7 protein-coding genes and 1 riboswitch are annotated in these 13,005 nt (G+C 45.4%); of the genes, 5 read left to right on the top strand and 2 right to left on the bottom strand.

What is annotated here, in order from left to right; genetic code table 11:
- The first annotated feature begins 166 nt into the window (after positions 1-166).
- The 3 genes from L5M38_RS00790 (at position 167) to L5M38_RS00780 (ending at position 3,783) form a co-directional block, all read left to right on the top strand.
- Positions 167-916 (top strand): electron transfer flavoprotein subunit beta/FixA family protein, encoded by a 750-nt coding sequence (locus L5M38_RS00790; protein ID WP_028761124.1) that lies wholly within the window; start codon positions 167-169, stop codon positions 914-916.
- Positions 917-1,843, top strand: a complete 927-nt coding sequence (locus tag L5M38_RS00785; protein ID WP_263178037.1) for an electron transfer flavoprotein subunit alpha/FixB family protein — start codon at positions 917-919, stop codon at positions 1,841-1,843.
- 95 nt (positions 1,844-1,938) lie between these two features.
- Positions 1,939-2,135: riboswitch (Lysine riboswitch) on the top strand.
- A gap of 79 nt (positions 2,136-2,214) precedes the next feature.
- Positions 2,215-3,783, top strand: coding sequence for a Na+/H+ antiporter NhaC family protein (locus L5M38_RS00780; protein ID WP_028761122.1), 1,569 nt, complete (start codon positions 2,215-2,217; stop codon positions 3,781-3,783).
- A gap of 143 nt (positions 3,784-3,926) precedes the next feature.
- Here L5M38_RS00780 and L5M38_RS00775 read toward each other — a convergent pair whose 3' ends face one another.
- A complete protein-coding gene (locus L5M38_RS00775; protein ID WP_263178035.1) occupies positions 3,927-6,077 on the bottom strand; it encodes a M3 family metallopeptidase in 2,151 nt (716 codons plus the stop codon).
- Between the two features lie 204 nt (positions 6,078-6,281).
- Positions 6,282-8,381 carry a multiheme c-type cytochrome gene (locus L5M38_RS00770; protein ID WP_263178033.1) on the bottom strand — a complete coding sequence of 700 codons (2,100 nt, stop codon included), beginning with the start codon at positions 8,379-8,381 and terminating at the stop codon, positions 6,282-6,284.
- A gap of 541 nt (positions 8,382-8,922) precedes the next feature.
- Here L5M38_RS00770 and L5M38_RS00765 point away from each other — a divergent pair.
- Together L5M38_RS00765 and L5M38_RS00760 are read left to right on the top strand one after the other, a co-directional pair.
- Positions 8,923-9,519 (top strand): thymidine kinase, encoded by a 597-nt coding sequence (locus L5M38_RS00765; protein WP_028761119.1) that lies wholly within the window; start codon positions 8,923-8,925, stop codon positions 9,517-9,519.
- Positions 9,520-9,888: 369 nt separating this feature from the next.
- Entirely contained in the window at positions 9,889-12,966 is a 3,078-nt protein-coding gene (locus tag L5M38_RS00760; RefSeq protein WP_263178031.1) for a transglycosylase domain-containing protein, read from the top strand.
- The last annotated feature ends 39 nt before the right edge of the window (positions 12,967-13,005 follow it).

Here is a 13,005-nt window from a genome sequence, read left to right as displayed (position 1 = left end):
CTCAAATAAGTGTCCAAAAAAGTGGCCGTTGCAGCGGATTAAAAAATACAAACAGGCGTTTGACTTTGGTTGACGTTAACGTTAACAGGACGTAAAGTTGCTCTATCCTGCATTGGTATTAACCAATGTTTTGTCCATGTACATGAAAGTGTAGGAAGGAAACCCTATGAAAGTATTGGTGCCCGTTAAGCGCGTTGTTGATGCCAATGTGAAGGTCAGGGTCAAAGCTGACAATACAAGTGTTGACACTGCAAACCTAAAAATGGCGTTGAACCCTTTTTGTGAAATCGCAGTAGAAGAAGCGGTTCGTTTAAAAGAAGCGGGTAGCGCTACTGAAGTGGTTGTTGTCAGTATTGGTAATAAAGCCGTGCAAGAACAACTGCGTACCGCGCTTGCATTAGGCGCAGATCGTGCAATTCATATCGATACTGAAGAAGAGCTCGTGCCAGTGTCTATCGCCAAATTGCTCAAAGCGGTACAAGACAAAGAACAAGCAGAGCTGGTGATTTTTGGTAAGCAATCCATCGATGGTGATAATAACCAAACTGGCCAAATGTTTGCCGCGTTAATGGATATGCCACAGGCGACCTTTGCTTCAGAAATCAAATTAGAAGCGAATACATTACAAGTCACCCGTGAAATTGACGGCGGCATGCAAACTCTTAAACTGCCTTTACCTGCTGTTGTGACCGCCGATTTACGTTTGAACGAACCCCGTTACGCTTCATTGCCTAACATAATGAAAGCTAAGCGTAAGCCATTAGAAGTATTTACTGTGGCAGACTTAGGCGTGACGTTAAAGAGTCACCAAACGATTGTGAAGGTCACTCCGCCAGCTGAACGTAAAGCGGGCATCATGGTAGCGTCGGTAGCTGAGCTAGTTGAAAAGTTAAAAAATGAAGCGAAGGTGATCTAAATGGCCATTTTAGTATTAGCTGAACATGATAATGCTGCACTGAAACTCGATACGGCAAAAATTGTTACCGCCGCCCGTGCCATAGGCGATGAAGTGTATGTCTTGGTTGCGGGTCACCAATGTGGCGCGGTTGTCCAAGCGGTACAGGCACTACAAGGTGTTAGCCAAGTACTCGTTGCCGATGCCAGCGTGTATGAAGCGCATTTAGCGGAAAATTTTGCCAAATTGCTGGTGGACTTAGCGCCAAACTATGGTCACATTCTGGCCTCGGCTTCAAGTTTAGGTAAGGACACGCTTCCGCGCGTTGCGGCATTATTAGATGTCGCGCAAATCTCAGAAGTCATTACTGTTGTCAATGCCGATACCTTTGTGCGCCCTGTGTATGCGGGTAACGCCTTAGCGACAGTGCAAAGCCATGATGCCATTAAAGTGATGACAGTGCGCGCCAGTGCGTTTGACGCTGCGCCAGAAGGTAACAGTGCGGCTGTGACGACACTTGATAAAGTGTTTGAAGCGAGAACTCAGTTTGTTTCTCAATCGCTGACAGTTTCTGCCCGTCCAGAGTTAGGCAATGCTGGCATTATCGTATCTGGCGGCCGAGGCATGGGCAGTGGTGAAAACTTCGGTATGTTAGAGCAACTTGCTGACAAGCTCGGTGCAGCCGTTGGCGCATCACGCGCTGCAGTTGACGCAGGTTTTGTGCCTAACGATTTACAAGTGGGTCAAACCGGTAAAATCGTTGCGCCAAACTTGTATATTGCCGTCGGTATTTCTGGCGCGATTCAACATTTAGCCGGCATGAAAGACGCTAAAGTCATCGTTGCAATCAACAAAGATCCTGAAGCGCCGATTTTTCAAGTTGCCGATTATGGACTCGTTGCAGATCTGTTTGAGGCGGTTCCTGAGCTGATTACAAGTCTCAGTTGATTTTATCTGTGATCTAGGTCACATTAAGTGGCTTTGCGGTAGCATCTGCTAAGCCGCTTATGTTTTTATGTGCCTCACGCCCGTGCAAGGGCGTTCTTAGAAGTAGAGGCGCGCCAAATATTAGTAGTGATCAGTAGGGTGATTCCGTTGATCGATTGCGAAAGGATTTGGTGCCGAAGTGGTTCGATTTATCACGATCAACTGCTGGGGTTGTACCTAATAGGTGCAGCACTGCCATAGTATTTTCCGATATGGATATTGGGAATAGTTACTATGGAGCGCTACTGATAGGACAGGTGACCTTGGGTATCTATTGCCTTTTCCCACCAGTTCAGTCGCCCTCCATTCGTATTTAACGAAGATAATAATCAATGACTGTTATGAATTATGCCGATTCGGCACTTTCCTTGTTGCCGCCTGCGGTGGCTATCGTATTGGCGATCTTGACTCGCCGTGTACTGCTTTCTTTGGGGTTAGGTATTTTAATTGGTGCTTTATTGCTCAATCAATTTTCACCTTTAGCAACGGGTGAGTTTGTATTTAATGGCGTTAAAGGGCTTTTTTGGACTGATAAAGGTCTAAATTCGTGGAACTTATATATTCTCGGTTTCTTAATTGTACTGGGAATGATTACAGCGTTAATTACCGTAAGTGGCAGCGCGCGGGCTTTTGCCGATTGGGCTCGTTTACATATACGTAATAAACGTGACGCTAAACTATTGACCATGTTTTTAGGTTGCGTAGTTTTTATTGATGATTATTTCAATAGTTTAGTTGTTGGTTCGGTCGCTCGACCTGTTACCGATCGTTATTATGTTTCCCGCGCTAAGTTAGCTTATTTATTAGATTCTACTGCGGCGCCTGTGTGCGTTATTTCTCCAGTTTCGAGCTGGGGCGCTTATATTATCGCACTCATTGGCGGGATATTAACTGCCCATGGTTTTGCTGATACGGGTCATTTGAGTATTTTTATTCAAATGATCCCAATGAACTTTTACGCAATCTTCTCCTTATTATTATTACTTTTTGTTGTTTTTATGGGATTAGATGTTGGGCCAATGCGTGAGCATGAGCTCAATGCCCAACGTGGTAATTTATACGATGAGTCTAAGGGATTACCGCCTGGGGCGAACGCGGATTTACCTGAAGCCGAAACTGGTAAGATTTTAGGTCTGTTCCTGCCGATTACCGTGTTGGTATTTGCAACCCTCTATTTTATGATTAACAGTGGCGCTCAAGTACTCGCGGCGGAAGGGATTGAATTTAATATTATTTCTGCTTTTGAGAAAACCGATGTCAGTTCATCACTTTTCTTTGGTGCATTAATTGGTCTAGCGGTTTCGCTGATATTGAATTTAGTGCAAGGCGTTGAGAAATTGATGATAGTCAAAGGTATAGTGCAGGGCGCTCGCTCTATGCTGCCGGCGATTTACATCCTGTTATTTGCTTGGACAATCGCAGGTGTGATTGGTCAACTCGAAACCGGTAAGTTTATGGCGAGTTTAGCAACAGGAAATATTCCGTTCGCGTTTTTACCCGCCTTAATGTTTGTGCTAGCAGGTATTACCGCGTTCTCAACTGGTACTAGCTGGGGTACGTTCGGGATCATGTTGCCGATTGCTGCTGATATGGCGATGGGAAGCCACACTGGCATGATGTTGCCTATGCTTGCCTCTGTGCTGGCGGGGGCTGTATTTGGCGATCACTGCTCGCCAATTTCCGACACGACTATCTTGTCGTCTACGGGCGCCAGTTGCCACCACATCGACCATGTGGTGACTCAGCTACCTTATGCACTCATTGCGGCGTTTATTAGCTTAGTGGGTTATGTGGCACTTGGATTTACCGAGTCTGTTGTCGCGGGTTTAGTGGCTTGTAGTGTGGCATTTGTGATCAGTATTATCGTACTTAAAATCAAATCGAAAGGCGCAATTAGCTAGACGTTAATTGAAACCTTTCACTGCAAACGTTCACGACAAATAAGTCAAAATAAATCAGCCAGCATTATGCTGGCTGATTTTTTGGTTAAGGCTGAGTTTGTCTTTATCTCTAGCCTATCGCATTAAGGCTATCAACTCTTAGCTTAGCGTGCTTGATCTAGACCGCGGCGTTTAAGTAAGCCTTCTGTGGTTGGTTCTTGTCCGCGGAAGTTTTTGTAGGCGTCCATTGGCGCTATGCTATTACCCACTTCACGGATCGTTTTGCGGTACTTCATGCCGATTTCACGATTGAGCCCACCTTGGGTTTGTACATAGGCAAACGCATCCGCCGCTAAAATCTCACTCCACATATAAGCGTAATAACTTGCCGAGTAACCGCCGGGGAAGGCGTGGGCAAAATAGGTCGACTTATAACGCGGAGGTACGGCACTGATGTTTAAGCCGTGCTTTTTCAGGGCATTGGCTTCAAAGGTTGGTACATCTTGCAGCGGGGTATCTGGGCTTAATGAATGCCATTCCATGTCTACTAATGCAGCGGCCATGTATTCCAGTGTGTCAAAGCCTTGGTTGAAACTGCCTGATTTCAGCAGTTTTTGCAGCAGTTCATCGGGAATGGGTTTGCCCGTTTCGTAGTGTTTCGCGTAGTTCGCTAACACTTTTGGATGGGCGGCCCAATCTTCTTCAAACGTCGATGGAAATTCGACAAAGTCGCGTGAAACCGAGGTACCCGCCAGACTTGGATAAGTCACTTTAGAGAACATGCCGTGGGTGCCGTGACCCATTTCATGGAACATAGTGGTGACTTCGTTATAGCTGACGAATGTGGGTTGACCTTCGGGCGCTTTCTTTATGTTCATCACGTTGACGACCACAGGTTTAGTGCCTTCGAGGAAGGATTGACCGACGAACGAACTCATCCAAGCGCCACCACGTTTACCTTCACGGGCAAAATAGTCGGCGTAGAAAATGGCCATGCTTGAGCCATCGGCATCAAACATTTCGTAGGCTTTTACATCGGGATGGTAAACCGGTAAATCTGGGCGTGGTTTTAAGGTGACGCCATAGAGTTCTTTGAGTGTGTAGAATACGCCGTCTTCGAGCACGCGGTTAAATTCGAAGTATGGGCGAATGCTATTGGCATCGAGAGCGTATTTTTCTTGGCGGACTTTTTCTGCGTAAAACTCCCAGTCCCACGGTGCCAGTTCAAATTTCCCACCGGTTTTAGTGATCATCGCTTGAATGTCGGCCGCTTCTTTCTCTGTGTTAGCAACTACCGCAGGCACCATTGAACCAAACATGCTGTAAACCGCTTCGGGTGTTTTGGCCATTTGCGGTGCTAATCGATAACTTGCCCAGTTTTCATAGCCTAATAGTGTTGCGCGCTCGGCTCTGAGTTTCGCTAAACGAGATACGAGTGACGCAGTTTCGTTTTCACCAGTTAAGCCACGGTTCGCTGAGGCTTCCCAAATACGCTGGCGTAGCTCACGGTTTTCCAGTGATGCCAACACAGGTTGGCGAGTGGTGTTGGTTATGTTAATCAGATACTTGCCATCGTGACCGGCCGCTTTGGCATCGTTCGCGGCTGAAGCTATTTCACCGTCGGTTAATCCAGCAAGTTCACTTTTTGAATCCACCACAACGGCGATTTCTTTGGTTAAGCGTAATAAACGCTGAGAGAACTCATTCGTTAGTGTTGATTGTTCTTCATTTAACGCGCGGATTTTAACTTTTTGTTCATCGGTAAGTTTAGCGCCAGCCATGATAAAGCGTTGGTGATATACCTCAACCAAACGTACGGCTTCTGGGGTTAACCCTAAGTTAGTGCGGTCGTTATAGATGGCTTCGATACGGGAAAATAGCGCTGGGTTTAAGTTGATATTATCTGAGTGGGCCGCCATTTTTGGCGCCATTTCCCCTTGGATTTTACGCAGTTCTGGATTGCTGTTTGACCCTGCTAAATTATAAAACACGCTTGATGCACGGTTGAGTAGGGCGCCGCTTTTCTCCATAGCCACAATCGTATTATCGAAGGTTGCTGCTGCCGGATTATTGGCTATTGCGAGAATTTCTTGGTACTGCTCTGCCATGCCTTGCTCTAGGGCTGGCGCGAAGTGCTCATTCTTGATGAGGCTAAAATCAGGGGCTTGATATTGCAGGTTACTGGCTTGGAACAGCGGGTTTTGGGTTTGTACCGAGATAACGTTAGGTGCTTTAGTTTCTGTGCTGCTGCAACCTGCCATGAATCCGGCGGTGAGAGTGGCGCCGATGGCGATGGCAATAAAACTTTTACGCATAATTGAGTGACTTCCTTTGAATTGTTGTTTTTTTAGGACTGTAACGTTAGTAACTTAAATAGGACTGAAAATGGCTTGTTATCGGGTAATGTCTAAGTAAAAAAGGAGCCTCGCATTAGCGAGACTCCTTTGGCTATTTCCTTGCAGGGAAAATAGGTACCGCTTTTTACTTACTTCTTAATCACGCGATGATGAGATGATTAATTAGCGAGTAAACTTGTGGTATTTATCAATACCAGAACTTCTACCTGTGTCATGACATACTGCACAGGATTCAGAGGTCGGTTGTTTAAACCAGTCAGCAACCTTTGGTATGCTGATTTCACCACCGTTGCTTGCCATATGCGCCTTAGCTGAATCGCTAGTGTGGCAGGCATAACAGTTAGCGGTGACTGGGCTTGTCATTTTGCTACCTGGCTCAGCGATGTATTGATTTGGCACTTTGCTTAAATCAATCGCTTTTTCATGACAGGCAACGCAGCTAGTAGAGGCTTCAATCGCGCCTGCACCGTTAGCGGTTTGCGCTTGAGTTCCATCAGCTTTAACTTCACCGACTTTAGCGCCATTACCCCAGTGCCAGCTGTGCACCATAGGACCAAAACCTGCGCCTAAGGCTGCTGAAGTACGTTCCATGCCGTTGTCATGGCAGGCGATACAAGCTTTACCACCTTCATCGAAGGCACCATTTTTGTGGAACGCAGTGGCATCGTTGTGACAAGTAGTACAGCTGTTAGTACTCGCTATCTCACGACGTTCGAAGCCAGAGACCTTTTGAGTGGTGACAGGGTTAACGACATCTGAGTAAGCCGTAAAGGATATGCCCATAGAACCATCATAACCTGTCGCTCTTAGGTTGCCATTACTTTGGTAGCGTTGCTTACCATCATATTCCATCCAACCAGCGGTACTGAATGTCACGCGGGCAGAATAAACATAGTTAGCATTCACTGCGCTGATATCTGTCAGTAAATGACAGATATTTTTAGTGCCGTCAGTGTTGTAACCATAGTAGTAGTTAGTACGGTTACCTGGGCGACCCACTAAGCTGCCATTTTCATAGGAATGTAAATAAGCGCCCGCATAAACTACGGGTTTCTTAGCGTCATATACTAGCGGGCTAGAATAGTTAAAGTTGTCTTTAATGCTAAAGACGTTACCATCGGTGTCTTTCACTGTCAGCGTTGTACACCAGCCTGGGGCGGTTACTGCAGCCGCAGCACCTGTCGGCGCATAGTGGTCTGTCTTGGTAGAAATATCATCTACTTTAACAGGTGTTGATAGACTCAATTTATACTTAGCGCGAATCGCTTGGCGTTCGGTTATACCCGCTTTGCTTTCGTGCATAATGCGCAGATCCGCACCATTACTTGGGATAATAGCCCCTGGTACGCCACCACTGTCATGGCAATCAATACAACCTGGTCCAGCTACGTTGATGTTTTTAGGTGCTTCAACGTGACAAGATGTACAGTTTTGTACTGAAAAGTCTTTAGTAAAATCTTGGTGATTGATATGACCAATTTTAGATAGGGTGTTTGTCGCATAGCCACCCGTAGAGAAACCTTCAGCATTGACAACTGCGCGGCTGACTGAGCCGTGACACACTAAACAGCCTTCCACGAAAGTGACTTCGCTGTCCATGCCGGTAGCGACATAGCTTGCATGACGACGAGGGCTTGTTGAATAGTCGATATGGCAAGAGTAACAACTATCAGTTGTGGTTGAATGGGTGCCTTCAGGTTTGTTAACGACCAGAGGTTTAGAGGTCGCAATACCATTATTACCACCGACACGTAACCAAACGATACCTTCAGTACTTGGATTAACCCCTTTCATTGGTACTTTAAATTGGTAATGACCATCAGCTAAAGCGGTCAATTCAGCGCCGACGGTTGCTTGAGTTGCTTCACCGCCAATATGGACATTATCTGCAACACCACTTTTATCAGCTTCGGTGCGGTTAGTGATGAAGCCTTTATCTGTTAGTGCAGCCACTTTGGCTTGAGCATTTAACAGTCCGTTGATTAGGTTATTGTTTTCATCTGTAATTTCAAATTCGTAAGTGATACTGCCTTCGCCAAAGCTATAGTTGATCACTTTGACGTTAGTCATAGTAGAACTGGTGACTGGGGGCGGTGTTCCAGGCTCACCGGGTGTTCCTGGTTCACCAGGTGTTCCAGGGATACCGGGCGTTCCTGGTGCTCCATCTACACCATCTTTACCATCATCGCCACAGCCAACAAGGGCGCCAGTTAGTGCTAAGGCAACTAAATATGCCAGTTTTCTAGAGGTGAAAATTCTCATCATAATCTCCATTTGATCCAATATGCGAATAAAGGACGGAGTGGAGCACTAAAGTTTGCAGGGTAGATTAGTGCTTTGACCGTTGGTCTCAATTTGCAAGCTATCGAATACTTTTCTTTTTTTAATTGAGCACGTTTTGTCTCGAATGAAATATTACTGTTAACGCTATGTTTGTTTTTTGAGCGCAAGCCCATTTATACCTATTACTTTGGAGGTAGATCACACTTTTTAAATTTAACTTTTACTAATTTTTCCTTACGAAACAATATTTAAGGTTCAGTTAAGCTTTCATTAACAATTGAACGGCATCGGGGCGTTTTTTATGTTTTTTGCAGGGAGGAGTATTAAATGAAGTGGACTAGAAATATTTCAGGAGGCGATTGGAGATTAAAATGATTGATAAGTTGGTGTCATTGCAGAATTTCATGATAAAAGCTTAGCGGCTGCTAGTGTTCTGATGTGAAGCGCAATGTTAGACTAGCGCTCAATTTGGCTCTGGTAGCAGACGCGTAAGCGATAACGTTTTTAAAGGGTATAAGTCTTGGCTCAATTGTATTTTTATTATTCGGCAATGAACGCGGGTAAATCCACTTCACTATTACAGTCATCCTATAACTACCGTGAACGCGGTATGAATACTTTGGTCATGACAGCCTCCATAGATGACAGATATGGCAAAGGTAAAGTGGCCTCACGTATTGGCATTGAAACCGAAGCACAGGTATTTAGTAGCCAAGATGATTTAACTCAAATGATTAGCGATGTGCATCAAGCTACGCCATTAAGTTGTGTGTTGGTGGATGAGTGTCAGTTTTTGAGTAAAGAACAGGTTAAGCAGCTGACGCATGTGGTCGATAATATTGATATTCCTGTACTCTGCTATGGCCTAAGAACGGACTTTCAAGGCGAACTTTTTAGCGGCAGTCATTATTTATTAGCTTGGGCCGATAAATTAGTTGAGTTGAAGACTATTTGCCATTGTGGACGTAAGGCTAACATGGTGGTGCGTCTTGATGGTGAAGGCAAGGTGATGCGCGAGGGTGAGCAAGTGGCGATTGGTGGTAATGAAAGTTACGAGTCTGTCTGTCGCAAACATTTTCGTGAATTTATCTGGGATGCGCATGAATATGTGGGATGAGGCTTCGTTAATAGCGTGTAATTATTAAGCGACTCATTCTTTTTATGCGACTTAAATTAGTTCGTTTTGTTTTTAAGTCATACTGTCTGTTGCCTTAATCGCTGAAAATACCTTGATATCAACAAATTAATATTTGGCAAAATGTACTATCAGCTTAACATGAGTATTGATTAGTGGCGGTTGTGGGTCACAGGCACCCTTCTTTACAGTGAAGTTAGGTTTGATAAAGTGTGGAACATAATGGGTACTAAGACTAATTAATAGAGCCGGATAATGGCTAGATGAGTTTGATATCTTGCTTTACTGAGTGGCAACGGATTTGCTGAGTTGCATGAAAGATGAATATTTTAGTGTTTTTTTGGAGCTGTTTTGCCTAATTCCACATCAGAGATGAAGTTCGAAAATTATCGTCCTCGTCCACCACAACCTGAGCCTAAAGCTAAGGTTAAGCCGCCGCGTAAAGCCAGATCAAAGGGCAGGGTCTGGTTCTTATTTTTCATTCTGATTTGCTGCGCTGCATTGCTGATTGGACTTGAGGTTAAAACTTCGTTTTATCAAGCAAAATTCATCAATCAATATGCTAAGACGCTCACCTATGAATTAGAAAGCTCACCGAGCCAAGCGGTTATTTATCCTAGTTATGGTCCTTTCGATGAGCGCCATGGCTACAGTAAGTTACCTCAGTATATTGATAGGTTACTGCAACGAAATTTTCAGGTAACGCAACAAGTGGCGTTTTCGCCAGCGTTGCAGGAATACGCTCAACTTGGATTTTTTCCGCCTTACCATGAAAAGGCCCAATCTGGATTGACGCTGCTCGATTGCCGCAATACTGATTTATACGAATTTGCCTATCCTAAACGGGTTTATCAGGACGACGATAAGATCCCCAATGAAATCGTTAATACTTTACTGTTTATTGAAAACCGCGAGTTATGGACGACGGAAGAGAAACTCAATCCTGTGATCGACTGGCCACGCTTTGTGGTGGCAGGTATGAGTCAAATTGCTGAAATGGTTGGTATGAATGTCTCTACCGCGGGTGGCAGTACACTCGCGACTCAGATTGAGAAATTCCGCCATTCTTCCCAAGGTTTAACCTTGAGTATTAAAGATAAGTTACTGCAAATTGGCTCGGCCAGTGTGCGCGTGTACCAACAAGGTGAAAACACTGAACCTGCTCGTAAGCGCATCGTTCAAGATTATCTGAATACCGTGCCATTATCTTCGGCGCCAAATCATGGTGAAGTTCATGGTATTGGTGATGGATTGTGGGCGTGGTTTGGTACCGATTTCGATACTGCAAACAAGCTGTTAGCATCGCCGCAGATCAAAGGTAATGCCACCAAGCGCGGACAAGTATTCCGACAAGTGGTTGCCTTGATGATCGCCCAACGTCGTCCGTCCTACTATCTATTACAAGGTCATGAAGATCTTGAAAACTTAGTCGATAGCCATATCCGTTTACTCGGCCAGTATTATTTGATTGATCGTGGTCTACGTGATGCTGCACTCGCGCAGAAATTGCAGTTTAAGGTCGCCAAGCCGCAACGTAATACCCAATCTGGCGCAGATAAGGGCGTGAACACAGTTCGCATTCGCACCGCAGGCATGTTAAATGTGGGGCTGTATGATTTAGACAGGCTCGATTTGACGGTCAATAGTAGCTTACACAGTGACTTACAGCAGAAAGTCAGTCACTACTTACGCAGTCTGGCGCAAGTGCCTACCGCGGAGAAAGTGGGTCTGCTTGGCGAACGGTTACTCGACCCAAGTCAACTGCAAAACGTACTGTATAGCTTTACGCTTTATGAGCGCACTGAGACCGCCAACCGAGTTAGAGTGCAGACGGATAGTACCGATCAGCCTTTTGATATTAACGAGGGCAGCAAGTTGGAATTGGGCTCAACCGCTAAATTGCGGGTGATGGCGACCTACTTAGAAATCATTGCCGAAATCCACGACAAGTATTCCAAGAAACATGGGATTGAATTGGAATCCATCATTATCGAACCTAGGGATCATTTAACCCGTTGGGCGATTGATTACTTGATTTTGAATCCCGACAGACGTTTAGACCGCATGTTAGATGCGGCGTTACAGCGAGAATATTCAGCCTCAACCAGTGAACAGTTTTTTACCGGTGGTGGGTTGCATGTGTTTAATAACTTTAAAAAAACAGAAGATTTAAAAACGCCAACACTTTACCAAGCCCTGCAGGATTCGGTTAACTTGCCGTTTGTGCGCCTCATGCGCGATATCGTGAATTACAGCAGTAGTATGCAAAACGAGGGCAATATGGCCCAGTTGCTGCGTAATGATAAAGATCCGCGCCGTGACGAATATCTGCGAGTATTTGCTGATAGAGAAGGTAATACCTTCGTTACTAAGTTTTATCGTAAGTACAATAAAGTGGCTGCGAATGAGCGTTTCGACATATTTTTTGATGGTTTGTCCCAGTCGGAGCAGCAGTTGACGGCAGCGTATCGCTATTTACTGCCCGATGAATCTATGGCGTCATTTAAGGCTTTCTTGAAGCAAAGATTGCCGCAGGTGAGCTATACCGATGGTCGTATTAAGAGCTTATATAACAAGTACGGTCCGGATAAATATAATTTGCCAGATCAAGGCTATATCGCACGGGTGCATCCCTTAGAATTGTGGGTGCTGGATTACCTTAATCATAATCCTGATGCCAACTTGAACGATGTTAAGCAGGCGAGTGAAGCACAACGTCAAGAGGTTTACCGTTGGTTGTTTAGGACGCGGCATAAAAACGCCCGTGACGTACGAGTGCAAGTGATGCTTGAAGTTGAAGCCTTCCTTGACATACATCAACGTTGGGCGCGTTTAGGTTATCCCTTTGATTCTATGGTGCCATCCTTAGGCTCAGCGCTGGGTAGCTCGGGTGACCGACCCGCAGCCTTAGCCGAGCTGATGGGCATTATTCAAAATGATGGCTATCGTTTGCCCACAGTGCGTATCAATCAGCTGCATTTCGCCGCAGATACGCCCTATGAAGTGAGATTACAGAATCAGAACACCCAAGGTGAGCGGGTAATGCGCCATGAAGTAGCACAAGCCTTAAAAGCGGCGCTGGCGAACGTAGTGCAAAACGGCACCGCACGTCGTTTAAAGGGCATTTTTACCGATGAAAAAGGTGGCATGTTAGCCATAGGCGGGAAAACCGGCACCGGTGATAACCGTATTGTGACTCAGATGCAGCAAGGTAAAAAAGTGGCGACTACGGCGATGAACCGCACCGCGACCTTCGTGTTTTATCTAGGTGACAAATACTTCGGTACTTTGACCGCCTTCGTGCCAGGCAGTAAATCCGATGATTTTAGTTTTACCTCGGCGCTGCCATTGCAGGTGATGAAGGGCATGATGCCTATTTTAGCTCCCTATGTACAAACCGAGCAGGGCATGTGTGTGGTGAACGAATAAAGGCATGAATTAAGTGCCACGCCAACGACAAAGAGTGTT

It is taken from the genome of Shewanella sp. SM101 (genome assembly GCF_025654465.1).
Lineage (GTDB): Bacteria > Pseudomonadota > Gammaproteobacteria > Enterobacterales > Shewanellaceae > Shewanella > Shewanella oncorhynchi.
This window is presented reverse-complemented; position numbering and strand designations above follow the sequence as displayed.